The sequence below is a fragment of the Actinomadura sp. NPDC048955 genome (assembly GCF_040649435.1).
Classification (GTDB): Bacteria; Actinomycetota; Actinomycetes; order Streptosporangiales; family Streptosporangiaceae; genus Spirillospora; species Spirillospora luteofluorescens.
In genome coordinates this window covers 46118-70578 of record NZ_JBEZJI010000051.1, presented here as the reverse complement: position 1 = coordinate 70578, position 24461 = coordinate 46118, and the positions used below count along the sequence as shown (strand labels likewise).

General features: G+C 72.3%; 21 protein-coding genes. 9 read left to right on the top strand and 12 right to left on the bottom strand.

Annotated features, from left to right (window positions below; translation table 11 throughout):
- Positions 1 to 635 precede the first annotated feature (635 nt).
- Positions 636 to 1412, top strand: coding sequence for a hypothetical protein (locus AB0C84_RS34795; RefSeq protein WP_361074637.1), 777 nt, complete (start codon positions 636 to 638; stop codon positions 1410 to 1412).
- Here the strand turns inward: AB0C84_RS34795 and AB0C84_RS34790 are convergent.
- Positions 1330 to 2163: a putative RNA methyltransferase gene (locus AB0C84_RS34790; protein WP_361074635.1), complete on the bottom strand. Its 834-nt coding sequence runs from the start codon at positions 2161 to 2163 to the stop codon at positions 1330 to 1332. The genes AB0C84_RS34795 and AB0C84_RS34790 overlap by 83 nt on opposite strands.
- 115 nt (positions 2164 to 2278) lie before the next feature.
- Complete coding sequence (trxA, locus tag AB0C84_RS34785; RefSeq protein WP_179848403.1) at positions 2279 to 2632, bottom strand: thioredoxin; 354 nt, start codon at positions 2630 to 2632, stop codon at positions 2279 to 2281.
- Positions 2633 to 2762: 130 nt separating this feature from the next.
- On the opposite strand from trxA, the gene AB0C84_RS34780 reads away from it, so the two are divergent.
- Positions 2763 to 3773 (top strand): sigma-70 family RNA polymerase sigma factor, encoded by a 1011-nt coding sequence (locus tag AB0C84_RS34780; RefSeq protein WP_361074632.1) that lies wholly within the window; start codon positions 2763 to 2765, stop codon positions 3771 to 3773.
- Positions 3774 to 3919: 146 nt separating this feature from the next.
- Positions 3920 to 5269 (top strand): class II 3-deoxy-7-phosphoheptulonate synthase, encoded by a 1350-nt coding sequence (locus AB0C84_RS34775; RefSeq protein ID WP_361074631.1) that lies wholly within the window; start codon positions 3920 to 3922, stop codon positions 5267 to 5269.
- Between the two features lie 99 nt (positions 5270 to 5368).
- Here the strand turns inward: AB0C84_RS34775 and AB0C84_RS34770 are convergent, their stop codons facing one another.
- Genes AB0C84_RS34770 through AB0C84_RS34760 form a run of 3 tightly spaced genes read right to left on the bottom strand, consistent with a single transcriptional unit; the run spans position 5369 to position 8407 of the window.
- Positions 5369 to 5737 (bottom strand): ATP-binding protein, encoded by a 369-nt coding sequence (locus AB0C84_RS34770; RefSeq protein WP_217919851.1) that lies wholly within the window; start codon positions 5735 to 5737, stop codon positions 5369 to 5371.
- Positions 5738 to 5781: 44 nt separating this feature from the next.
- The gene (locus AB0C84_RS34765) at positions 5782 to 6108 is read right to left on the bottom strand and encodes an STAS domain-containing protein (protein ID WP_229810691.1); all 327 of its coding nucleotides are present in this window, start codon (positions 6106 to 6108) and stop codon (positions 5782 to 5784) included.
- A gap of 43 nt (positions 6109 to 6151) precedes the next feature.
- Positions 6152 to 8407: a SpoIIE family protein phosphatase gene (locus tag AB0C84_RS34760; RefSeq protein ID WP_361074628.1), complete on the bottom strand. Its 2256-nt coding sequence runs from the start codon at positions 8405 to 8407 to the stop codon at positions 6152 to 6154.
- Positions 8408 to 8735: 328 nt separating this feature from the next.
- Here AB0C84_RS34760 and AB0C84_RS34755 point away from each other — a divergent pair, with 328 nt between their 5' ends.
- Positions 8736 to 12968, top strand: a complete 4233-nt coding sequence (locus AB0C84_RS34755; protein WP_361074626.1) for a HAMP domain-containing protein — start codon at positions 8736 to 8738, stop codon at positions 12966 to 12968.
- 71 nt (positions 12969 to 13039) lie between these two features.
- A complete protein-coding gene (locus tag AB0C84_RS34750; protein WP_361074623.1) occupies positions 13040 to 13696 on the top strand; it encodes a response regulator in 657 nt (218 codons plus the stop codon).
- A 206-nt stretch (positions 13697 to 13902) separates the two neighbouring features.
- Here AB0C84_RS34750 and gltX read toward each other — a convergent pair whose 3' ends face one another.
- Both gltX and AB0C84_RS34740 read right to left on the bottom strand, forming a co-directional pair.
- Entirely contained in the window at positions 13903 to 15303 is a 1401-nt protein-coding gene (gene gltX, locus AB0C84_RS34745) for a glutamate--tRNA ligase (RefSeq protein WP_361074621.1), read from the bottom strand.
- 45 nt (positions 15304 to 15348) lie between these two features.
- Entirely contained in the window at positions 15349 to 15927 is a 579-nt protein-coding gene (locus tag AB0C84_RS34740; protein ID WP_361074619.1) for a TIGR03086 family metal-binding protein, read from the bottom strand.
- 97 nt (positions 15928 to 16024) lie between these two features.
- Between AB0C84_RS34740 and AB0C84_RS34735 the strand changes: the two genes are divergently transcribed.
- Positions 16025 to 16882 carry a DUF6597 domain-containing transcriptional factor gene (locus AB0C84_RS34735; protein WP_361074617.1) on the top strand — a complete coding sequence of 286 codons (858 nt, stop codon included), beginning with the start codon at positions 16025 to 16027 and terminating at the stop codon, positions 16880 to 16882.
- Positions 16879 to 17517 carry a CoA pyrophosphatase gene (locus AB0C84_RS34730; protein WP_361074615.1) on the top strand — a complete coding sequence of 213 codons (639 nt, stop codon included), beginning with the start codon at positions 16879 to 16881 and terminating at the stop codon, positions 17515 to 17517. The genes AB0C84_RS34735 and AB0C84_RS34730 overlap by 4 nt, the downstream gene beginning before the upstream one ends.
- A gap of 3 nt (positions 17518 to 17520) precedes the next feature.
- On the opposite strand, the gene AB0C84_RS34725 is transcribed toward AB0C84_RS34730, so the two are convergent.
- From AB0C84_RS34725 to AB0C84_RS34715, 3 genes are all read right to left on the bottom strand, one after another.
- The gene (locus AB0C84_RS34725; RefSeq protein WP_361074613.1) at positions 17521 to 18282 is read right to left on the bottom strand and encodes an SDR family oxidoreductase; all 762 of its coding nucleotides are present in this window, start codon (positions 18280 to 18282) and stop codon (positions 17521 to 17523) included.
- A gap of 83 nt (positions 18283 to 18365) precedes the next feature.
- Complete coding sequence (locus AB0C84_RS34720; protein ID WP_179848394.1) at positions 18366 to 19376, bottom strand: methyltransferase; 1011 nt, start codon at positions 19374 to 19376, stop codon at positions 18366 to 18368.
- Between the two features lie 91 nt (positions 19377 to 19467).
- Entirely contained in the window at positions 19468 to 19971 is a 504-nt protein-coding gene (locus tag AB0C84_RS34715) for an HAD domain-containing protein (RefSeq protein ID WP_179848393.1), read from the bottom strand.
- A 101-nt stretch (positions 19972 to 20072) separates the two neighbouring features.
- On the opposite strand from AB0C84_RS34715, the gene AB0C84_RS34710 reads away from it, so the two are divergent.
- Together AB0C84_RS34710 and AB0C84_RS34705 are read left to right on the top strand one after the other, a co-directional pair.
- On the top strand, positions 20073 to 20927 hold the full coding sequence (locus AB0C84_RS34710) for a class II glutamine amidotransferase (RefSeq protein ID WP_361074610.1): 855 nt from the start codon (positions 20073 to 20075) through the stop codon (positions 20925 to 20927).
- Positions 20928 to 20983: 56 nt separating this feature from the next.
- Positions 20984 to 21796, top strand: a complete 813-nt coding sequence (locus AB0C84_RS34705) for a PIG-L family deacetylase (protein ID WP_258945198.1) — start codon at positions 20984 to 20986, stop codon at positions 21794 to 21796.
- On the opposite strand, the gene AB0C84_RS34700 is transcribed toward AB0C84_RS34705, so the two are convergent.
- Together AB0C84_RS34700 and AB0C84_RS34695 are read right to left on the bottom strand one after the other, a co-directional pair.
- Positions 21789 to 22931 carry a hypothetical protein gene (locus AB0C84_RS34700; protein WP_361074608.1) on the bottom strand — a complete coding sequence of 381 codons (1143 nt, stop codon included), beginning with the start codon at positions 22929 to 22931 and terminating at the stop codon, positions 21789 to 21791. The two genes, AB0C84_RS34705 and AB0C84_RS34700, sit on opposite strands and share 8 nt — an antisense overlap.
- Entirely contained in the window at positions 22928 to 24370 is a 1443-nt protein-coding gene (locus AB0C84_RS34695) for a hypothetical protein (RefSeq protein WP_361074606.1), read from the bottom strand. The genes AB0C84_RS34700 and AB0C84_RS34695 overlap by 4 nt, the downstream gene beginning before the upstream one ends.
- Between the last annotated feature and the right edge of the window lie 91 nt (positions 24371 to 24461).

The following is a 24461-nucleotide window of genomic DNA, read 5'->3' as shown; positions in this document are numbered from 1 at the left end:
CCGGCCGAACTCGACCGAGCCGATAAAGGCACTGGCTTTTAACACGCTGTTGAGTTCTCAAGAAACGGACACCCACCGCGCCGGACCCCGCTCTCACGGCCCCCGGCTCCGGGGCAACCCTGCTAACTTACCAGACTCATCTTCGGTGTCAAGTCGAACTGCGAAGATCTTTTTGACGTCCGAGGGTGTGTCCGGTCCCCCACGCGACGAGCACCAACCAAGCCGAAGACTCGGAAGAGATCGTTCCGTGGGAGGCGCCCTGCGGGCCGGCCACCTTGCGGCGTCCTGCATCCCGTTCCGGGCTCTTGCACCACCTTACAGCAATCCGAGCGGCGCTCGAACCATTTTCGGTGGCTTGCTCCTCGGGGCCGGGCCGCCTCTCGGCGTCCCCATCCCCTGGGGGCGAGGAAGACATTAAGACGGCTCGCCGGGACCGTCAAATCGCGGGCCGCGCCCAGCCGCCCCCTTTGTCACCCGCGCCCACCTTCGGGCGCGCTGACCTCGCCTTTCACGCACTACGTGCTTCGGCTCACAGTGGGGTAGCGTGCCCTGACCGCTCTCCCCGCGGCGGACCCTCTCACGGGGCGGGCGGTGGCTCCCGGGTCGGTTGCCGCCCGAGGTCAGGAGGAATCCCCGTGAATGTGCCCACCGCCGTCCGCGCCTCGGCGGAGCGTCTCGTGGTCGCCGCGACGATGGGGCCCACGGTTCATGACGTGCACGCCTGGAGGTTCAAGGTCGTCTCCGGTCTGATCGAGGTGCACGCGGACCCGGCCAGGTTCCGACCGGCGCACGACCCCGCCGGGCGCGGCCTCCATCTCAGCAGCGGCGCCGCGCTGGTGAACCTGCGCCTGGCCGCCACCCAACTCGGTCATGAGGCCGTCGTGCGGTTGCTTCCCGATGCCGGACGTCCATCTGTCCTCGCGTCCGTGCGTCTGGCCGGGCGCCACCGCGTGTCTCGCGAGGAGCGGCTTCTCTACGCCGCCACTCTCCGGCCGTTCCGCGCCGGTCCCTCCGCCTCGGGCGCCCACCCTCCTCTGACCGTCGTCGACGAACTGGCCGGGGAGGCGAGGCTGGAAGGGGCCACGCTCCGCAAGCTTCCCCCGGGACCGAACTCGGGGCAGCGGGCCGTGCTCACCACGCGGGGCGACTCCCGTGCCGAGTGGCTCCGGGCGGGACAGGCCCTCCAGCGTCTCCTGCTGAGCGCGTCGGCCCGGTCGCTCGTCGCGTCGTTCGTGTACGCGGCGGTCGACGTGCCGGGCGTCGGAGAGGTGACGGATCCGGGCGAGACCCCGCAGGTGCTGCTGGAGATCGCGCAGGTCGGGGACGCGGCTACTCCAGCCGCCGGTAGGTGGACAGGACGAACGACAGCGGTGCCCGCAGCGGCTCGGGCAGCCTTTCCAGCCGTTCCCTGAGCCGCTCCGGCGGAACGTGGTGCGCGCTCGGCCCCATGCCGACGAGCGTGATCGCCTCGCCGTGCGTCAGGACGGTCTCGGTTTCGAGTTCCTGGCGCGAGTCCAGCTTGAAGTAGCCGGAGAGCGCCGCGTCCATGCGCTCGGTCTTGTGCTTGTCGATCGACAGCAGGCCGAGGGGCTCGACGAGCGTCCCGAGGTGCCGGGGTGACGGCGTCACCGTGAACAGCAGTCCGTCGTCGCGAAGCACGCGGTGGAACTCGGTCGCGTTGCGCGGGGCGAACACGTTGACGACAGTGTCGGCCGCGCCGTCGCGCAGCGGGAACGGGCGCCAGAGGTCCGCGACGACGGCGCCGCAGCGCGGATGCGCCTTCGCGGCGCGCCGGGCCGCGTGCTTGGAGATGTCCAGGGCGAGGCCGACGGCGTCCGGCGAACGGTCGAGGATGCGACCGAGGTAGTGCCCGGTTCCGGCGCCCGCGTCCAGGACGAAGTCGGGATCGGCGGCCGAGACGCTGCAGGCGAGCCGGTCCGCGAGAGCCGCGAAGTGGCCGGCCGTCAGGAACTCGTCCCTGGCGCGGACCATCTCCGGCGTGTCTGCCGTGCCCGGACGGGCGTTGCCCGGCAGCAGGTTCGCGTACCCCTGCCGCGCGATGTCGAAGGTGTGCCCGCCCGGGCAGGTCAGGCGGCGGTCGGCCAGTTCGAGGTCGGCCCCGCACACGGGGCACACCAGGTATCGGACGACATCGGCGAGCATCCGTCCATCATCGACCATGCCGGCCGGCCGGGGGGCGGCGCCGTCCGCTTCTTTGCCCTCGCGCCTTCCCGGCGCCCGCCGCACGTCTCGTCCGCGCAACCTGGCGGAAGGCGGATCAGGCCTTCGCGCGCCGGCGGACGTCCTCCATGTCGAGGCCGCGGACCTGCTCGATCACGTTCTCCAGCACCGACTCGGGCAGCGCGCCCGGCTCGGCGAACACGATCATGCCGTCCCGGATCGCCATCAGCGTGGGGATGGACCGGATGCCGAACCGCTCCGAGAGCTCGGCCTCGGCGTCGGTGTCCACCTTGCCGAAGACGATGTCCTCGTGCTTGTCCGCCGACCGCTCGAAGACGGGCGCGAACCTCTTGCAGGGGCCGCACCACTCGGCCCAGAAGTCGACCAGCACGATGCCGTCGCCCTGAGCCACCTCGTCGAAGTTCTCAGCGGTCAGTGTGACCGTCGCCATGTCGGTTTCTCCTCAGTCGGGGTATCACGACGTAGAGCGGCTTACAGCCTCGCAGTATTCCCCACCCGGGAATCACAGAGCGGTAATTGGCGTTGTCCTCCTAGGGAGATCGCACCGGAGAAGGGTCAGGATGGCTGGAACCCGTACCAAGGGCGACAGGGTCGAAGTCCCCGACAAGGATCTTGTCGGGGCGTACCTCGACCGGATCGGCCGTACTCCCCTGCTCGACGCGCAGGAGGAGGTCGATCTGGCCAAGGCGATCGAAGGGGGCCTGTACGCCGAACAGCTGCTCGACGAGGGGACCGTGCCCGAGGGCGCGTCCCGCGAGGAGCTGGCGGAGGTGGCCGCGGCCGGGCTGCGCGCGAAGCAACGCTTCGTCGAGGCCAATCTGCGGCTGGTCGTCTCGATCGCCCGGAAGTACCCGACCGACTCGTTGCCCCTCATTGACCTCATCCAGGAGGGGAACCTGGGGCTGATGCGCGCGGTGGAAAAGTTCGACTACCGCCGCGGCTTCAAGTTCTCCACGTACGCCACCTGGTGGATCCGGCAGGCCATCGGCCGCGGGCTGAGCCACACCGCCCGCACGATCCGCCTGCCCGTCCACGTCGAGGAGGAGCTGTCCCGGCTGCGGCGCGCCGAGCGCCAGCTCAGCCGCGAGCTCGGCAGGGAGCCGACCCGCGAGGAGCTCGCGGGCGCCGTCGGCGCCGACGCCGAGCACGTCGACGAGCTGCTGCGCTGGCGGCGCGACCCGGCGAGCCTGGACGCGACCGTCGACGACGCCGGCGAGACGCCCATGGGCGACCTGCTGGAGGATCCGGACGCCGTCACACCGGAGGCGGAGATCCTCGCCCTGGACGACATCGAGGGCCTCGGCCGGCTGCTGGACCGGCTTCCCGAGCGCGAGTCCGCGATCCTGCGGGCCCGGTTCGGGATGGACAGCGGCCAGCCGCTGTCGTACGCGCAGATCGGCGCCCGGTACGGGCTGAGCCACAACCGCGTCCGGCAGATCACCGACCGTTCGCTGCGGCGGCTGCGGCAGCTGGCCAACGACACCGACCTGAGCGGCCGCCGGGCGCTCATGGGCGGGGCCGGCAACGGCGGCGCGCCGGAACCGGCCACCGCCGGGACCCGGGCGGCCTGAGCGAGCGAAAACGGCGTCCCGCCGCACGACCGGCGAACGGGCGGTCCCGGAAACGGGGCCGCCCGGCCGTTTCCGCGGGGTCTGTGAACCCCGGGCGCGCGGGGCGTTCCGTTCACGGAGGGCGGGGCGTGCCATAGCCTTTCAGGGTGAGTACTTCCGCCGTCATCGGGGACCTCGACGCGTGGCGCGCCCTCCCCGCCCTCCAGCAGCCCGATTGGGACGATCCGGACGAGGTAGGCGAAGTGGCCGCCGAGCTGGCGGCCCAGCCGCCGCTCGTCTTCGCCGGCGAGTGCGACCAGTTGAAGGCGCAGCTCGCGGACGTCGCCCGCGGTGAGGCCTTCGTCCTGCAGGGCGGCGACTGCGCCGAGACGTTCGAGGGGTCGAACGCCGACGCGGTGAAGAACAAGCTGAAGACGCTGCTGCAGATGGCGGTCGTCCTCACCTACGCGGCGAGCGTCCCCGTCGTGAAGATCGGCCGGATGGCGGGCCAGTACGCCAAGCCGCGCTCCAAGCCCGTGGAGGCCCGCGGCGGCGTGGAACTGCCCGCCTACCGGGGCGACGCGGTGAACGGGTTCGCCTTCGACGCCGCCTCACGGCGCAACGACCCGCACCGCCTGCTCAAGGCCTACCACTGCTCGGCGGTGACGCTGAACCTGTGCCGGGCGTTCACCAAGGGCGGCTACGCCGACCTGCGCCAGGTGCACGCCTGGAACCAGGACTTCGTCGCGCAGAGCCCGGCGGGCCGCCGCTACGAGCAGCTGGCGGGCGAGATCGACCGGGCGCTGACGTTCATGAAGGCGTGCGGGGCGAACCCGGACGAGTTCCACGGGGTGGAGTTCTACTCCAGCCACGAGGCGCTGCTGCTGGAGTACGAGCGCGCGCTGACGCGCATCGACCACCTGAGCGGCCTTCCCTACGACGTTTCCGCGCACTTCCTGTGGATCGGCGAGCGGACCCGGCAGCTCGACGGCGCGCACGTGGAGTTCCTGCGCCACATCCGCAACCCGATCGGGGTGAAGCTCGGCCCGACGACCTCGGCCGACGACGCGCTGGCCCTGATGGAGCGGCTGAACCCCGAGCGCGAGCCCGGCCGGCTCACCTTCATCACCCGCATGGGCGCCGCCCGCATTCGCGACGCGCTGCCGCCGCTGATCGAGAAGGTGCACCAGAGCGGGGCCCCGGTCGCGTGGATCTGCGACCCCATGCACGGCAACACGTTCGAGGCGCCGAGCGGGCACAAGACCCGGCGGCTGGACGACGTGCTGGACGAGGTGGCCGGGTTCTTCGAGGTCCACCGGGCCCTCGGCACGCACCCGGGCGGCATCCACATCGAGTTCACGGGCGACGACGTGACCGAGTGCGTCGGCGGCGGCCAGGGGCTCGCCGAGGCCGACCTTCACCAGCGCTACGAGACGGCCTGCGACCCGCGGCTCAACCGGGGCCAGTCGCTGGACCTGGCCTTCATGGTCGCGGAGCTGTACCGCAAGTCCGTCTGACCGGCTCCGCCGCATCGGTGCGCGCCCACCCGCCACGTGCGGTGGGCGCGCCGCCGGTCGGAGCCCGTGCGGAAGGGCCCCGTCCAGGCGGAACGGGTGTCAGATGTCGACCTCGGCCCAGACGACCTTTCCGCCGGTCACCGGGTCGGCTCCCCAGGAGTTGGCGAAGCGGTCGACGATGAACAGGCCGCGGTGCGACTCGTCCAGGGGGCCCGGGACGGTCAGCCGGGGCAATTGGGCCGCGCGGTCGCGGACCTCGACTCGGATCCGGCCACTGCCGCGCAGCAGCCGCAGCTCCAGGGCCGTTCCGGCGTGCCGGACGGCGTTGGCGACGAGCTCCGCCACGATCGCGGTGACGAGCTCCTCACGGTCCATGAGCGCCCAGGTGCGCATGGTGCGGGCCGCGAGTCGCCTGGCGTACTCGACCGCCTCGGTCTGGGGCGCCGCGCGCAGCGTGGTCTCGGTCATCGGGTCGGTCACTCCGCCCGCTCGCCGTTCTTCATCGTTTCCCTTCACCGCCCATCGGCCGAAGCCTCCTCCGCCGGGCCCTCGATGAGGAAGCGGTCGAGCCCGGTCGTGCGCAGCACGTTCTCGACGCGGCCGTAGGCCCCGGTGACGGTGAGCGTGGCGTTCTGCGCGCGCGCGTGCTTGTACGCGCGGACGAGGACGTTCAGGCCGGAGGAGTCACAGAAGTCGACCGCCGCGAGGTCGACGACGACCGACCGCTCGCCCGCGTCCACGAGCTCGGTCAGCCGAGCGCGCAGCTCGTCGGAGGAGTGCAGGTCTATCGAGCCGCGCGCGGCGATCGTCGCACGGCCGTCCTGTCGTGTCGTGTGCAAGGCAAGCCCCACGCCACCCCACCTTACCGATTGTTGGTCTCCATCATGACGCCCGCAGAACGATGAGGGCAACGTCGTCGTTCGACGGCTCCGGGCCGAAGTCGCGCACCGCGCGCTGGATACGGGCCGCCACCGCGCCGGCGCTCAGTCCGGTGCAGTCGGCGAGAATCCGCTCCAGTCCGTGCCCGTCGCCGAGCAGCCGGCTCCCCGAGCGCCGCTCGGTGACGCCGTCGGTCACGCAGAGCAGGACCTCTCCGCGGCGCAGCTCGACGGTGTCGGTGGTGAACTCCACACCGTCGAAGACGCCCAGCAGCGGCTGCGGCGAGGCGGCCTCGCGCACGCCGCCCTCAGGGTCGAGCACCAGCGGGGGCGGGTGCCCCGCGCTCGTCAGCTTGATCGTCACGCCGTCGCGGCGCCGGCGGGCCGCGATCTCGCCGTGCAGCAGGGTGAGCAGCCGCCCGCGCTCGCCCTCGCCGAGGATGAGCCGGTTGAGGCGGGCGAGGACGGCCGGGACGGACAGGTCCTCGGCGGCGAGGATGCGCAGCGCGTGCCGGGCCAGGCCGGTGACGGCGGCGGCCTCGGGGCCGGTGCCGCACACGTCGCCGATGGCGAACCGCCAGCGGGACGCGGGGGCCGGGCCGCCGGGCGGGCGGCCGCTCTCGAAGACGTCGTAGAAGTCGCCGCCGACCTCGCTGCCCTCCCCGGCGGGCTCGTAGACCACCGCCACCTCGAGGCCGGGGATCTCGGGGATGCCGGGCGGCAGCAGGCTGCGCTGCAGGGCGCTGCTCATGGCGGTCTGGGCGGAGAACAGGCGCGCGTTGTCGACGGCCAGGGCGGCGCGGCGGCTCAGCTCCTCGGCCAGTTCGATCGCGCTGCGCGGGAAGCGGTCGCCGGCCGGGCGGCCGATCACGATGGTGCCGATGCGCCTGCCGCGGGCGATCAGCGGGAAGCCGTAGACCTGGTCGGTGGCGGTGCCGCCGACGGCGGCCCGGACCTCCTCGGGCGCGGTGGCGAGCCCGTGCCAGGGCCCGGAGGCGTCGGTGGGCGGGGCGGCGCCCGCGTGTTCGAGCAGGTCGCGCAGGCCGTCGGAGCGCTCCTCGTCGGCGTGCCACACGTAGGCGAGCCGGTCGGGCTCGGCCTCGGTGACGGTGTAGACGGCGCACCAGGTGGCCAGGCGCGGCACCACGAGCTGGGCGACCAGCGCCATCGTGCGCTCCTGGTCGAGGGTGCCGGCGAGCAGGTCGCTGGCCTCGGCGACGAAGCTGAGCCAGCCGCGCCAGGATCGTTCCAACTCGCCCACCCTGGCCTTCTCCAGGGAGAGCGACATCTCGTCGGCGAGGCGGCCGAGCCGGACGCCGTCGGACTCGTCGAAGCGGCCGGACAGGGACGAGACGGCCACGATGAGGCCCGTCAGGCGGCCCTGGGACTCCAGTGGCGCGGCGGCCAGCGACGAGGCCCGCAGCGCCGCGGCGGTCGGGTCGGAGGCGTCCGCGGCGACCCAGGCGGAGCCGGAGCGGGCGGCCGGGGCGAGGGAGCCGACCGACAGCTCGCCGAGCGGCATCTCGGCGGCCGTCCCGGCGGCCGACCCCATGATCAGCCGTCCGTCGCGCTCGGTCAGCAGGACGGCGGCGCCTTCCGCGCCGAGGACCTCCCGTGCGGCGGCGACACCGTCCGCCATGGCCTCCACCGCCGCCGGGGAGCGCAGGAGCCGGTCACCGGCCACGGGGACCTCGCTCGCGCCGCCCGCTAGCCCGCTCTCCCGGGCCTGGGCGCCGGCGCCCGAGGCCTCCCGCACCGGCTCGGCCGCGTCACGGGCGCCGCGCTCGTGGACGGAGTGGTCGTCCCGCACGGAGCCGTTCGCGGCGACGTCGGCGGTGAAGGCGGCCTCCGCGCCTTCCGCGGCCGCGGCGCCGGAGCCGGTGGCGCCGGGCCGGGGCAGCCGGAACCAGACGCCCTTGGTGCGGCGGTCGTAGGAGACGCCCCAGGAGTCGGCAAGGCGGGCGATCGACGGGAGCCCCCGTCCGCTGGAGGCGGTGACGCCCGGCATCTCGATGCCGCGGGTGGGGTGGCGGTCGCGGACCTCGATCTCGACGTCCCCGCCCGCCAGGCGGCAGGAGACCTCGAACGAGGTCCCCGCGTAGGCGATCGCGTTGGTGGCGAGCTCGCTCGTCGCGAGGACGGCGTCGTCGGCCACCGCGTCCATGCCCCAGTCGGCCAGCACCTTGCGAACGAAACGGCGTGCGTCCGCGACCGCCGCCGCGGCGGACGGGAAGGTGGCCGTCGCCGTCTGCCGATCCAACTGTCGTCCCTCGTTCGAAGCGTTCCCTACCCGGGCCTGGCTATCGTGACAGACTGGTCGGCCGCCCGGCACCGAGTGCCGGGAACCCGCCCGGGAATGCGTCCGGCCTGGGCCTACACGACCCCCGCCACAACACGACAGACCGTAACACGAAGGCTACGAGGGCGAACGCGCGGCCGGTCCCGCCCCGGCCCCGGAAGCACGCGGAGGAAAGTCCGCCGCCGCGCGGCGACGTAGAGTACAGGTGCGGCCGATGAGGCCCCCAGAGCAGCCAGGAGTCCGTGGTATCCGGACAACCGATGAATCGCGGGCCAGGAGGATGAAGAGCATGCCGCGTACCGCGTCACGTGCCCGCCCCGGCGGCGGGTACCGCGACACCACCCCGCGTTACAGCGACGCGGACCTCGAACCGCTCCTGAAGGCGCTGGTCGCCGTGCGGGACGGCAGGGCGAGGGCGGAGCTGGACGTGCCGGGCGAGGGCGCCGTGGCCGAGGCCGCGGCCGTCCTGGAGGAGATCCGCGAGAACGGCATGGAGCTCGCCTCGGGCCTGAGCCGCGTCCGGAAGGAGATCGGCCGGGAGGGGCAGCTGCGGGGGCGCCTGACGCCGGGGACGTTGCGGGGCACCTGGGCGAGCGCGGTGGAGGACTCCAACGCGATCATCGACAAGCTCACCGACCTGGCCACCGGGATGAGCCAGGTGGTGGAGGCGGTGGCCGCCGGTGACCTGAGCCAGCGGGTGGAGCTGCGGGTGCGCGGGAGGCCGATGCGCGGGGAGCTGCTGCGCATGGCCAAGTCGGTCAACGGGATGGTCGAGCTGCTCGACCAGTTCACCTGGGAGGTCACCCAGTTCGCCCGCGAGGTCGGCACCGAGGGGCGGCTCGGCGGGCAGGCCCCGGCGCGCGGCATGACCGGCCGCTGGCGGGACGTGACCGCGTCGGTGAACGTGATGGCGTCGCGGCTGACCTCGCAGGTCCGCGACATCGCGGAGGTCACCACGGCGGTGGCCCGCGGCGACCTGACCCGCAAGGTCACGGTGGAGGCGACCGGTGAGCTGCAGGAGCTGAAGCTCACAGTGAACACCATGGTCGACCAGCTGTCGGCGTTCGCCGGCGAGGTCACCCGCGTCGCCCGCGAGGTCGGCACCGAGGGGCAGCTGGGCGGCCAGGCGAACGTGCCGGGCGTCAGCGGCGTCTGGAAGAACCTGACCGACAACGTCAACGCGATGGCGAACAACCTGACCTACCAGGTCCGCAACATCGCCCAGGTCACCACCGCCGTCGCCGAGGGCGACCTCGGCAAGAAGATCACGGTCGACGCGCAGGGCGAGATCCTGCAGCTCAAGAACACCGTCAACACGATGGTCGACACCCTCTCGGCCTTCGCCGACGAGGTCACCCGCGTCGCCCGCGAGGTCGGCACCGAGGGCCGCCTCGGCGGCCAGGCCCGGGTGCCCGGCGTGAGCGGCGTGTGGAAGGACCTGACCAACAACGTCAACGGCATGGCGTCCAACCTGACCTACCAGGTCCGCAACATCGCCCAGGTCACCACCGCCGTCGCCGAGGGCGACCTCGGCAAGAAGATCACGGTGGACGCGCAGGGCGAGATCCTGGAGCTCAAGGACACCGTGAACGCGATGGTCGACACGCTGTCGGCGTTCGCGTCCGAGGTGACCCGCGTGGCGCGGGAGGTCGGCACCGAGGGGCGGCTCGGCGGCCAGGCGATCGTGCCCGGCGCGGGCGGGGTCTGGCTCGACCTGACCGACAACGTCAACTCGATGGCGAACAACCTCACCAACCAGGTGCGCGGCATCGCGCAGGTCACCACGGCGGTGGCCCAGGGCGACCTGACCCGCAAGATCGAGGTCGACGCGCAGGGCGAGATCCTCCAGCTCAAGACCACCCTCAACACGATGGTCGACACGCTCTCGGCGTTCGCCGACGAGGTCAGCCGCGTCGCCCGCGAGGTCGGCACCGAGGGCCGCCTCGGCGGCCAGGCCCGGGTGCCCGGCGCGGGCGGAATGTGGAAGGACCTGACCGACAACGTCAACGGCATGGCATCCAACCTGACCTACCAGGTCCGCAACATCGCGCAGGTCGCGACCGCCGTCGCTCACGGCGACCTGACGCGGCGCATCGACGTGGACGCCCAGGGCGAGATCCTGGAGCTGAAGACCACGCTGAACACGATGGTGGACACGCTGTCGTCGTTCGCGTCCGAGGTCACGCGTGTCGCGCGGGAGGTCGGCATCGAGGGCCGCCTCGGCGGCCAGGCCGAGGTCGAGGGCGTCTCGGGCACCTGGAAGCGGCTCACCGAGAGCGTCAACGAGCTGGCCGGCAACCTGACGACCCAGGTCCGCGCGATCGGCGAGGTCGCGAGCGCGGTCGCCACCGGCGACCTCACCCGGACGATCACCGTGGAGGCGCGGGGCGAGGTCGCCGAGCTGAGCGACAACGTCAACCTGATGGTCGCGACGCTGCGCGAGACGACCCGTGCCAACGAGGAGCAGGACTGGCTCAAGACCAACCTGGCGCGGATCGGCGGGCTCATGCAGGGCCACCGCGACCTCCAGCAGGTCGCCGACCTGATCATGCGTGAGCTGACGCCGACCGCCAGCGCCCAGTACGGCGCGTTCTACCTGGCCGAGAACGCGGGCGAGGAGACCGACCTCGCGCTGATCGCCGGGTACGGGACGCGCCGTCACCGCGGGGGCCACGTCCGGTTCGGGCTGGGCGAGGGCCTGGTCGGGCAGGCCGCGCAGGAGCGTCGGCCGCTGCTGATCGCCGACGCCCCCGCCGACTACGTCAAGATCGGGTCCGGTCTCGGCGAGTCGTCCCCGGTCAACATCATCGTGCTGCCGATCGTGTTCGAGGACGAGGTGCTCGGCGCGATCGAGCTGGCCTCGTTCGGCCGGTTCACCGACGTCCACCTGGCGTTCTTCAGCCAGCTGATCGAGACGATCGGGGTCACGCTCAACGCGATCCGGGCCAACACCCGCACCGAGGCGCTGCTCGGCGAGTCGCAGCGGCTCGCGCAGGAGCTGCAGGAGCGCTCGGACGAGTTGCAGCGCCAGCAGGGCGAGCTGCGGCACTCCAACACCGAGCTGGAGGAGAAGGCGGCGCTGCTGGCCCAGCAGAACCGCGCGATCGAGATCCAGAACTTCCAGATCGAGCAGGCCAGGCGGACGCTGGAGGAGCGCGCCGAGCAGCTGGCGATCTCCTCGCGGTACAAGTCGGAGTTCCTGGCGAACATGTCGCACGAGCTGCGCACGCCGCTGAACAGCCTGCTGGTGCTGGCCAAGCTGCTGTCGGAGAACCAGGACGGCAACCTCACCGGCAAGCAGGTGGAGTTCGCCCGGACGATCCACGAGTCCGGCACCGACCTGCTGGTTCTGATCAACGACATACTGGACCTGGCGAAGGTCGAGGCCGGGAAGATGGAGGCCCACCCGCAGCGGCTGTCGGTGTCGGCGCTGGTCGACTACGTGGACGCCACGTTCCGCCCACTGTCGGTCGACAAGGGCCTGCAGTTCGGGGTGGAGGTCGCGCCGGACGTGCCGGCCACCCTCAACACCGACGAGCAGCGGCTCCAGCAGGTGCTGCGCAACCTGCTGTCGAACGCGGTGAAGTTCACCGCCGAGGGCGAGGTGCGGCTGCTGATCGAGCGGGCCGGCGACATCGACTTCACGCTGCCCGCGCTGTGGAACACCCCCGACGTGATCGCCTTCCGGGTGATCGACACCGGGATCGGGGTGAGCGCCGACAAGCTCCAGGAGATCTTCGAGCCGTTCCAGCAGGCCGACGGGACGACCAGCCGCCGCTACGGCGGCACCGGCCTCGGCCTGTCGATCAGCCGGAACATCGCGCGGCTGCTGGGCGGGGAGATCCACGCCGAGAGCCAGCCGGGCCGCGGCAGCGTGTTCACGCTCTACCTGCCCGCCCAGTACAGCGACCGCGACGGCCGGCGCCGCTCGGCGCTGCCGGACGAGGGGATCGTAGCGGGTGCGGAGGCCGCGCCCGGGGTGGTCTCCGGTCCCGGCCGCGGGAACGGCGGCGTCGGGGCCGCCGCGGAGGGCGCGCTGGTGGAGCAGCGCCCGCCCGGCGGGGAACGCCCCAAGTCCGAGCAGGCGCTGAACGGGATGCTGCAGGAGCCGCCCACGGACTTCCTCGACACGGTCCTGTCGGGCCGCAAGGTCCTGATCGTCGACGACGACGTGCGGAACGTGTTCGCGCTCACCAGCGTCCTTGAGGGCTACGGCATGGAGGTCCTCTACGCCGAGGACGGGCAGGCCGGGATCGACGTCCTGCACCGCAACCCCGATGTGGCGGTCGTGCTGATGGACATCATGATGCCGGGCCTGGACGGCTACGCCACCACGGCCGCGATCAGGGAGATGCCGCAGTTCGCCGAGTTGCCGATCATCGTCATCACGGCCAAGGTGATGAAGGAGGACCGGGAGAAGAGCCTTGCCTCGGGCGCGTCGGACTATGTGCCGAAGCCCGTGGACGTGGACCATCTCCTTGATGTGATGAGGAACTGGCTGCAGCCCTCCATCGTCCGCTGAGGAGAGGAGCCGGACAGTAGGGTCGCCGTGGGGGTGCGGCGCTGGTGGGGACCGGGATCGGAGAGAGGCGCGTGGACGACAAGGCCAAGATCCTGCTCGTGGACGACCGCGAGGAGAACCTGATCGCGCTGGAGGCCATCCTCAGCTCGCTCGACCAGGATCTGGTCCGGGCGCGGTCCGGTGAGGACGCGCTGAAGGCGCTGCTCACCGAGGAGTACGCGGTCATCCTGCTGGACGTCGTCATGCCGGGCATGGACGGGTTCGAGACGGCCCGCGACATCAAGCGCCGCAAGAAGACCCGCGACCTGCCGATCATCTTCCTCACGGCGGTGAACAGCGACCCCGACTACGCCTTCCGCGGCTACGCGGCGGGCGCGGTCGACTTCATCTCCAAGCCGTTCGACCCGTGGGTGCTGCGGGCCAAGGTCTCGGTGTTCGTGGAGCTGCACAATAAGAACAAGCAGCTCCGCGACCAGACGGCGCTGCTGCGCGAGCAGGCGGCCCTGCTGCGGGACCAGACGGCCCTGCTGAAGGCGCGGCCCGAGGGGACGCCGCAGGAGGCGTCCGCCGACGGTTCCGCGGGCGAGCGCCTGGCCTCGGTGGAGGAGCAGGCCGAGGTGCTGGGCAAGCACGTCCCGGCCTCGCTGCGCGACGAGTACGAGGAGCTCAGCCGCAGGATCCTGCTGCTCCGCGAGGCCCTGAACGGGCAGGCACCCGCCCAGGACTGACGCGACTCGCGGCGCCCGGGCATACGCTGCCAAGGCCTGCCTCGAAGTGGCCTCGGTCAAGCGCGCGAACGCGTGAGCCGGCCGGTGGAGCGAGGCCGGAGGCGAGCGGAGCCGGGCAGATCGCGAAGCGATGCCGCGTTCGCCCAGGCCAGGTCACGTAGCGAGCCGCCAGGCGAGCTACGTGGGCCGGGACTGAGAAAACACAGCTAGGCGGCGGCCTCCAGCCGGGCGCGGGCGGCGGCGATGCGGGCGAGGGTGCGGTCGCGGCCCAGGATCTCCAGGGACTCGAACAGCGGCAGCCCCACCGTGCGGCCGGTGACGGCGACGCGGACGGGCGCCTGGGTCTTGCCGAGCTTGAGCCCGTGCTCGGCGCCGACCCGCTCCAGCCGGTCCTTCAGCTCGGCGGCGTTCCAGGGCGCGTCCTGGTAGGCGGCCTCGGCGGCGGCGAGGATCGCGGCGGCGGGCTCCTTCATCGCCTTGTTCCAGGACTGCTCGTCCGCCGGCGGCTCGTCCAGGAACGCGAAGTCGATCATCTGGACGATCTCCGACAGCAGCGCGACGCGGGTCTGGGCGAGCGGCGCCAGCTCGGCGAACACCGCCACGTCGACGTCGAAGGGCGCCTCCTGCAGGAACGGCAGGCACTCGGCGATGAACTTCTCGGGGGGCAGGGCCCGGATGTACTCGCCGTTGATCGCGCGGAGCTTCTTGACGTCGAAGAACGCGGGCGAGGTGTTGACGTCGTCGATGCGGAACTCCTCGACCATGACGTCCCACGGGACGATCTCGCGGTCGTCGGACGGGGCCCAGCCGAGCAGCATCAGGTAGTTGCGCATAGCCTCGGCGAGGTAGCCCTCGGCGCGGTAGTCCTCCAGGGCGACCTTGTCGCGCCGCTTGGACAGCTTCTGCCGCTTCTCGTTCACGATGACGGGCACGTGCGCCCACACCGGCGGCTCCGCGCCGAGCGCCTCCCACAGCAGCTGCTGCTTGGGCGCGTTGGACAGGTGCTCCTCGCCGCGCACCACGTGGGTGATGCCCTGGCTCATGTCGTCGACCGCGTTGGCCAGCAGGAACGTGACGGACCCGTCGGCGCGGGCGATGACGAAGTCCTCCAGGACGGCGTTGTCGAAGACGGGCTTGCCGCGCAGCAGGTCGACGACGGTGGTCTGGCCCTCGTCCGGGGTGCGGAAGCGCAGCGCCCGCCCGGGGCCCTGCTCCAGGCCGCGGTCGCGGCAGAAGCCGTCGTAGCCCTTGTGCTGGTCGCCGGTCCGGGCCACCACCGCTTCGCGGGAGCAGTCGCAGTAGTAGGCCCGGCCGGCGTCCTTCAGCGTGTGGACGGCCTCGGCGTGCTTGTCGGCGTTGGCTGACTGGAAGTAGGGGCCTTCATACTGCCCGCCGTCCATCCCGAGCCATGCCAGGGCGCGGATGATGCCCTCGGTCCATTCGGGGCTGTTGCGGGAGGCGTCGGTGTCCTCGATCCGCAGCACGAGCGTCCCGCCCGACTGCGCGGCCATCGCCCAGTTGAACAGCGCCGAGCGGGCGCCGCCGACATGGAACATGCCGGTCGGTGACGGGGCGAAACGTACGCGGATCGAAGAGGTCGAAGACATGCCTCCCAGCGTAGAGCGCGCGGGCACCCGCTCGCGCCGGGATAATCAGGGCTTCCAGGACGGATCGCGCCCGGACATCCCGAGGACGCGGTCGAGCAGCGGCGCGTCGTCCGGCACGGCGACCTCCGGACCGAGCGCGCCGTACTGGCGGCTGATCTCCGCGGTGGAGGCGACCTGCTGCCAGGCGGCCTGGAGCACCGGCTCCGGGAAGGCGGGCCCGCGGCCGGTGGCGACGGCGAGGTCCCAGCCGTGCAGGACGCACTCGCCGAGCACGATCCCGGCGATGAATCCGGCGGGCATGCCCTCCTTGTTGCCGGTGAGGCTGGTGTTCCCCTCCCAGGCGGCGGGGTCCTGCCATGCCTGTGCGGTCCGGCCGGCCTGCTCCGCGAACCGCTCGGCCCAGCCGGGCTCGGCGGTGAAGTCGTGGTCCTCCCCCGGCCCGGTGGGCGGCGTCCTGCGCGCGGCGCTCTCGCCCCGCGCGCTCCAGAAGATCAGATGGTTGAGAAGCGCCCGCACGTCCCAGTCCGGGCAGGGAGTGGGCGCGTCCAGCCTCTCTTCGGGGACCTCCAGGACGATCCGTGCCGCGGCCTGCGCGGCGGGGACCATCTGGCTCCGGATATCCATGATCTCTTCCTCGCTCATCCGTTCGAACACATCTGCACGCTAGAGCGGGTCCGCGGCGCGGGTCTTGAACAAACGCGACACCGATTAGCCTGAGCCGGTGGAACGATCCCTACCCGGCGGGACGCGGGGCATCCTGCACGCGCGGACGGGGCTGGAGCGCTTCCGGATCGAGCGGCTCGAACCGCCCGCCGCGCTCGCGCCGTTCGTCGCGAACTTCTGGGTGCTGCACTGGGATCTGCGGGGGCGCCCGCCGCACCGCCAGCGGGTCCTCACGCGCCCGTCGGTCCACCTGACGTTCACCAGCTACCTGACCGCCGGGACGACGCGGGCGCGCATCGCGGGAGTCGTGCGGGACGGTTTCGTCGAGGAGATCCACGGCGAGGGGCGCGTCGTGGGGGCCGCCTTCCGGCCGGGCGGGTTCAGGCCGTTCATGGACGCGCCGGTGTCCACGCTGACCGGCCGGTTCCCTGGAGTGGACGAGGTCTTCGGCGAGGAGGGCCTGACGCTCGCCGAGGAGGTCTTCGCGATCGCCGACGCCTACGAGGCGGTCGGGCGGCTCGCGGCGTTCCTGTCCGGGCTGCGTCCCGAGCCCGATCCGTCCGCCGCCAAGGCCGCCGCGGTCGTCGAGCGGATCGCGGCGCGGCCGGGCCTGGTGCGGGTCGGCGAGCTGGCCGCGGACGTCGGGCTGAGCACGCGGAGCCTGCAGCGCCTGTTCCACGAGTACGTGGGCATCGGCCCCAAATGGGTGATCCGGCGGTTCCGCATGCAGGAGGCCGCCGAGCGGGCCGCGTCCGGAACGGGGGTCGACTGGGCGGACCTGGCGGCCGAGCTCGGCTATGCCGACCAGGCGCATTTCACCCGCGACTTCACCGCCGCCGTGGGGACCCCGCCCGGCCGCTACGCGCGGGAGGCGGGCCCGGACGCGGAGACCGGGCCTGGCAGTATCGACGCATGAGCGCCCCCACCCCCGGCCCCTTCGACGACCTCGCCGCGTTCCGGGCGCTCGCCGCCGAGCGGCTCGGCTCCTTCGCGCACACGACGGTCCCCGACGCGCCCGGTCTGTACCGCGCCGGCGTCGTGCTGTGCGCGGTCGAGCACGACGGCGTCCCGTCGGTGATCGTCATCAGGCGCGCCTACCAGGGACGGAACGCGGGCCAGTGGGGGCTGCCGGGCGGCCGCATGGAGGACGGCGAGAGCCCCGAGCAGGCGGCGCTGCGCGAGCTGCACGAGGAACTCGGCCTGACCGCGGGCCCCGCGGACGTGCTCGGCAGGCTCGACGACTTCCCCGCCGCCTCCGGCTTCGCGATCACACCGGTCGTGGTGGTGCTGGACGACCCGGGGCCGCTCGCACCGAGCCCGGACGAGGTCCACTCCGTCCACCACACGAGCCTGCGCCGGCTCGCCGCCGACGACACCCCGGTCTGGGTCCCGCAGCCGGGCGGCGGGCGCCTGCTGCAGATGTGGCTCGGCCCCGAGTGGCGCGTCCACGCGCCGACCGGCGCGATGCTGTGGCAGTTCCGCGAGGTGGTGCTGCTCGGCCGGCCCGCCAGGGTCGCCGGCTTCGCCCAGCCCGACTGGACGCGCCACTGAGCGTCAGAACGTCCCGCCGTCCACGACGACGCGCTGCCCGGTGACGTAGGACGCGGCGTCCGAGACGAGGAACCGGACCACGTCGGCGACCTCCTCGGGCGTGCACACGTGCCCGTAGGGGGACGCGGCGTCCTGCTGCCGGATGTCCTCGATCCCGGCCGTGGCGCGGACCAGCCGGCGCCCCATCTCGGTGTCCACCAGGCCGGGCGCGACCACGTTGACGTGCATGCCGTTGCCGCGCTCCTCCTTGGCGACCACCTGGGCGAGCGCCTCCATCGCGGCCTTGCCCATCGCGTAGGGGCCGCCGAACGCCGGCATCAGGTCCGTGGCGACGCTCGACACGAAGACCAGGTCGCTGCGCTCGGCGCGCCGCATCAGCGGGATCAGCGCCTGGCTGAGGTGGTGCGGGCCGAACGCGTGCACGCGCATGACCCGCTCCAGCTCGGCCGGGTCGGTGTCGGCGACGCTGTTGCCGCGGCTGGCTATCCCGGCGCTGTGCACGAGGATGTCCAGCCCGCCCAGCTCCGCCTCCACCTGAGCGGCCAGGGAACGGCACTGGGCGAGGTCGTCGACCGAGGCGCGGAACGCGCGGCCCCGCGCCCCGGCCGCCTCGATGTCGGCGACCGTCTTGCGCGCGGCCTCGTCGTCGCGCCGGTAGGCGACGGCGACCCGGGCGCCGTCCGCGGCCAGCGCCAGGGCGATGGCCCGGCCGATCCCCCGGCTTCCTCCGGTGACCAGGGCCGTACGGCCGTCGAGAGAACTCACGCGACACTCCTTCGTCGGGCTGCTTGCGGCGGTCCCATCCTGCACGGCCGCGCGCCCCCGCCGTAAGCGGCCCCTGACACAACCTAGTCCGCGATCTTCGCCTCGATGACGTGGTAGGCGGTCTCGCGCAGCGGCCCGGTCAGGGAGACGGCCGTGAGTCCCGCGCTGTCCAGCAGTTCCCGGAACTCGGCCTCGGTGCGTTCCCGGCCGCCGGTCGCCACGAGCATGTTGAGATCGTTGTTCACGATCCCTCCCGACCCAGGCGTGACCATCTCCGGCATGACCTGCTCCAGAAGGAGCACCCGGTCGCCGGGGCCCATCGCGGCCCGGCAGTTCCGCAGGATCGCCGCGGCCTTCTCGTCGTCCCAGTCGTGGATGACGCTCTTGAGCACGTAGGCGTCGGCGCGTTCGGGGACGGCCTCGAAGAAGTCGCCCGGCACGATCTCGGCCCGTTCGGCCACGTCGGCCAGGGTGCCGGAAGCGTCGGCCAGTCCCGACGGCAGGTCGAACAGGACGCCGCGCAGGCCGGGCACGGCCAGCAGGATCGCGGCGAGCAGCGTGCCGTCCCCGCCGCCGAGGTCGGCGACCGTCCCGTAGCGGCCGAAGTCGTGCGCCTCGATGACCGCCGGCGCGACGTCGCGGGTGTGCTCGGCCATCGCCCGGTTGAACGTCACCGAAAGCTCCGCGTCCGAGGCGAAGTACTCGAACGGCGTGCTGCCGGTCACCCGTTCCCATGCGTACTCGCCCGTGCGGACCGTTTCCGCCATGTCGCCCCACGTCCGCCATACCTGCGGGCCGCAGAAGAGCCTGATCAGCGAGCGGATCGAGTCGGGGGCGTCCGCGCGCAGCCGCCGCCCCTCCTCGGTCAGCGCGAACAGGTCCGGCTCCTTCTGCTCGACGACGCCGAGGCCGGTGAGCCCGCGCAGCAGCCGGTGCAGGGACGGCGCGTGGGTGCCGGTCGCCTCCGCCAGTTCGGTGCTCGACCTCGGCCTGTCATCGGTGAAGGCGTCCGCCACCCCGATCTCGGTGGCCACGTGAATCATCTGCGCCGGCATGAACCCGAAGGCCAGGTCCATCAGTGGTGATCTCGGCATGGTCGACTCCCTTCCTCGCCCTCCCCACGCTAGGAGGCCCTCGGAAGGGGCGTCTTGGACGAATGGAACCTCGGGCCGCCCGGCCCCCGGCTCACCCGGAGCGAGCGCGCAGCCAGGCCGCGGCGGCCCCGAGGTGGTCGTCGGTCAGGCCGGTGAGCGGGTCGATCTCCACGAGCAGGTGGTCGGCGACGTCCGGCTCCCCCGCGATGCAGTCGGTCGCGTCCGGCTCGTCCTCGAACCAGACGAACGGCCGGCCCTCCGCCCACCTGGCCACGTGCCGGGCCTTCCACGCGCCCAGCGTGCGCCCCTCGGTGATACCGGGGAACCGCGGGATCGGCACGAACGGCAGCTCCGGAAGCCCGACCCGGGGGGCGATCCACACGTTGGCCTGGTGGCCCCAGTAGCTCGCCCATGCCAGTTCGGCGCCCGTGGACTCGGCCAGGTCGAGCAGCGCCGCGCCATGCCCGGGATGGAGCCACAGTTTGTACGTCACACCGTTCGGGGAGCACTCATGCCGCTGGAAGCCGCGGTGCGGCCGCTCGAACGGGTTGAGCACTCCGTCAACGTCCAGCAGAACCACCGGCGACGACCCCATACACGGACCGTACGACATCAGGGGCCGCGCGTCGAAGGCCATTTGCCCCGCGCATTACCGCGCGTGGTCTTACGCCGCCGTCAGGCGGGCATCCTCCCCGCATGTGCCGCCTGTTCGGGATGACCACGGGAGGGCCCCGCGTCCGCGCCACCTTCTGGCTGCTGGACGCCCCCGACAGCCTGCGCGCCCAGAGCCGCCGCATGCCCGACGGGACGGGCCTCGGCTGGTTCTCGCTCGGCGAGGAGCCCGTCCGCGACCGCGCCCCCGTCGCCGCGTTCCGGGACGCCGACTTCAACGCCGAGGCGCGGCACGTCGTGTCGCACACCTTCATCTCCCACGTCCGGTACGCCTCTACCGGCGCCCCCGACGTCCACAACTCCCATCCCTTCGTCATGGACGACCGGCTGTTCGCCCACAACGGGGTGGTGCGGGGCGTCGACGTCCTCGACTCGTGGCTCACGGACGTGGACCGGGCGCTGATCCAGGGGCAGACGGACTCGGAGTTCATGTTCGCCTACATCACCGCGGAGATCCGGCGGCGGGGCGACACCGCGTCCGGGCTGATCGCGGCCGTCCGGCGCATCGCCGCCGAGTTGCCGATCTTCGCGTTGAACATCCTGCTGGCCGAGTCGGGGCGGCTGTGGGCGCTGCGCTATCCGGACACCCACGAGCTGTGGGTGACCACGCCGCACCTGACCGAGCCGGGCGCGGAGCACCATCTCGGCGCCGGCCGCGAGCAGGGGCGGGTGAAGGTGGCCGCGCACCGGGAGCCGACGCCCGCGTGCGTCCTCGCCAGCGAGCGTCTGGACGACGACCCCGGCTGGCGGCTGCTCGACGCCGGCGAGTTGCTCCTGGTGGACGGGATGGAGGCGTCCTCGCTGTTCCCGTTCGACGCGCCCGCGCACCCGCTGACGGCCGCCGACCTGTCGGGGGCGGAGTCCACCTCGCAGGCATGATCGACTGTCACACCCGGGACATAGAGTGGACGGCCGAACCTGCTGAGGAGTCCCTGATGACGCAAGAGCTCACGCTGATGGCCGTCCATGCCCACCCTGACGACGAGGTGCTGGGAACCGGCGGCCTGCTCGCCCGCAGTGCGGCCGAGGGCGTCCGCACGGTCCTGGTCACCTGCACCAACGGGGAGCAGGGCGACGACTCCGGCGGTGTGAAGCCCGGCGAGCCCGGGCACGACGCCGAGGGGGTGGCGCGGCGCCGCCTCGCCGAGCTCCGCGAGTCGGCCTCCCTTCTCGACATCGGCCACCTGGAGCTGCTCGGCTACCGCGACTCCGGTATGGACGGCTGGTCCACCAACGACGACCCGGCGGCGTTCGCCAACATCCCGCTGGAGGAGTCCGCCGGGCGGCTCGCCGCCCTGATGGAGCGCTACCGGCCGCAGGTGGTCGTGACCTATGACGAGAACGGCGGCTACGGGCACCCCGACCACATCCAGGCCCACCGGATCGCGCTCGCCGCCGCCGAGCAGACCGGCATTCCCGACAAGCTCTACTACACGGCCATTCCACGGTCGGGGATCAAGCAGATGTTCGAGGCCGCCCGGGCGGCGGGCATGGACCTCGGCTTCGAGCCGCCCGAGGACTTCGGCACCCCGGACGAGCTGATCACCAGCGCGCTCGACGTCTCCGCCCATTTCGAGGCCAAGCGCGACGCGCTGCTGGCGCACGCCAGCCAGGGCGAGAACATCTTCCTGCTGAAGCTGCCGGAGGAGATGCAGAAGGCGGCGTTCTCGTCGGAGGCGTTCATCCGCCACCTCAGCCGGGTCGAGGCGCCGGGCCGGGAGGACGACCTGTTCGCGGGCCTCAGGTAGCGCGGCGCCGCGCCCGGAAGTGGTCGCGGACGTCCTGCCGCAGCAGGTAGCCGAAACCGGCCCGCTCCAGGCGCAGCGCCAGCCCCGCCTCGTCGGCGCCGAGAGCGGCCGCGGCGGCACCCAGCCGCCAGTCGTGCTCGGCCAGCCGCCTGAGCAGGTACCCGCGCCTGACCTGCGCTTCCGAGAGGCGGAACGTCTTGAGGTAGGCGACCTGGCCGTCCCCGCCGGTGATGACCTCCCCGATGTGGTTCTCCCTGCCCAGCGCGAACGAGGGCAGGAACCTCGCCAGTTCGAACCCGTGCAGCGACTGCACCGCCTGGCGCGACCCGTCCTCGTCGAACAGGCGCCCGGCCATGACCTCGTCGTGGAAGGCGGCCCACTCCGCCTCGCGCATCTCCGCCGCGGCGCGCAGGTCGCCCAGCGTCCGGACTCCCGCGGCGTCGATCGGCGCGGACAGGTCGCCCGCGGGCGCCCCCAGCAGGCCGTACATGTAGATCAGCTCGCCGAAGAGATCCTCGACCAGCGTCGGGTGCAGCGCGCGGTAGTCGTCGGGGTGCGGCACGACGAACGCGCTGGCCAGGGCGTCGGCGACGTACACCAGCACGCCGCATTGCCCGGGATGGATCTCGAAGATCCGCAGCGCGTCCTCCAGGCCGCGCACCCGCCAGCCGAGGTAGGTCTCCTCGCAGCGCGGCGACAGCCCGTGCGCGACCGCCCTGCGCGACCACTCCTCCCACGCGATCTCCGGGCCCCCGAAATGCAGCGCCAGATAGCCCTCGACCGCCAGGTGCAAAGGGAGGAACCGCAGCCTGTCCTTGCCCGCCTTCCTGGCCATCCGCCGCGTGAACCGGACGGGCATGCGCGGCGGGGCCGCCCGGGTGTCGCGCTCCAGGAGGCGCGCCCCGTACGAGGCCGCCTGCGTCTGGTCGCCGTCGCTCCACGTCGCGACGAAGGCGTGGGGGACGAATGACACGTAGGCGGCGTCGCCCACGTCCACGACCGTCACCGGCTCCTCGAACACCTTCCGGTGCAGCCGCAGGTAGGGCACGGGCTCGTCCCGCACGAGCGGGACGAGCCTGATCGAGCCCCACACCTGCGCGGGCCTGGTCCTCAGCCCGTCCAGCGTGATCGTCATGCGCGCTCCCCGAGGAAGCGGGCGGTCCGGTCGGCCAGGTGCGCCCGCAGCTTCGGCAGGCCGACCCGCCCCTCGGCGAACCGGGCCAGCTCGACCAGTGCCGGAAGGTCCTCGGCGTCCCGCACGCCCGCGGTCGGCACGCCCGGCGCCAGCCGCCGCACGTCGAAGTCGTCCGCGTCGTACACCGGGTTGAGGTGCACGATCATGACCCGCTGCCCCGGGGCGCGCCGGTGGCCGGGGTCGAGGCGCGTCCGCCAGACGCGCAGGACGTCCGCGGCCAGCCCCGGCGGCGCGTTGTCCCAGCCGTCGGAGACGATGAGGAGCCGCTCGGGTCCCGTCTCCAGCGCGTCGATGATCCGGTGGCCGAGTGGCGTCGGTCCGGACGGGTACACCAGCAGCTCATCGGTGCGTCCCGACGTCCACAGCGGCGTGTACTCCTTGGCGAGCGCCTCCAGCAGGTAGTGCGCGGCGAGCGCGACCGCCAGCGGGCGCCTGCGCTTCTCCCCCGAGCCCAGCGAGGAGTAGCTGTCGTCCAGCACGGCCGTGACCCGTCCCCACGAGCCCCGCGCGGCCCCGGCCACGCGCCGCGCGGCGGTGCGCAGGGCCTGGGACACCTCGGCCCGCCGCCGGGCCCGGTCGTCCAGCGGCAAGGCCAGCACGTACGACGCGAGCCTCGTCAGCGGCATCTCGCCAAGGTCGGCCCGCACGGCCTCGACCTTCGCCTCCCGCGCGCTCTCCTGGAGGCGCAGCCGCTCCAGCCGCGTCATCCGGTGCTGGATCCGCTCGAGGAAGACCTCGCGCGGGATCTTGTGCTTGGCGGCGAACCCCTCCGCGACCGTGTACGGGAGCTCGTAGATCGCGGCCTGCTCGTAGTGCGCCCGCCGCCACTGCTCGTAGAGGGGCGTCTGGAACGCCTTGACGCCCGACGGCGCGAACAGGAACGCGGGCTGCTCGCCGTGGAGCCGCAGGTGCGCGTGGCGCACCACGTCCTTCACCGCCGTCCGGTACTTGACGGAGTCGAACGCCGGGTCGCGACGTCCGGCCATCCAGTCGCGGATGACGGCGCGCGTCCGCCGGTTGTTCACACCGAGCCTGCGAAGGTCACGAAACAGCCTGTACACCCGCTGCGGCGGCATCCCCTCCAGCCGCCGGGCAATCAGCCGACCCTCGCCGCGCCGCCGCTCGACCTCCACGTCGCCCGCCCGCACCAGCAGGTTGCGGATGATGATCGCCGCATTGTGGTCGTTGACGTCCAGCGCGAGCACCGCCGCGTACATGTCGCGGTAGTTCTCCAGCATGTACTCGTGCAGGAACTCCAGGCTGAGCCGCTGCTCGCCCGAGTCATGGTGGAACTCCCGCTGCCCCGTGGACGTGATCGCCGCGTTCACGAACATCAGCACGTCCTCGCACGCGACGAGGTCGGCGAACGTCTCGCTCATCACTCCCCCGGTCCGTCAAAGGCGCCGGCCGGGGAATGGGGGCACGAACAGCGAAGCATCGCTTAATAGGCAAGTTCCGGAAGTCGCACCG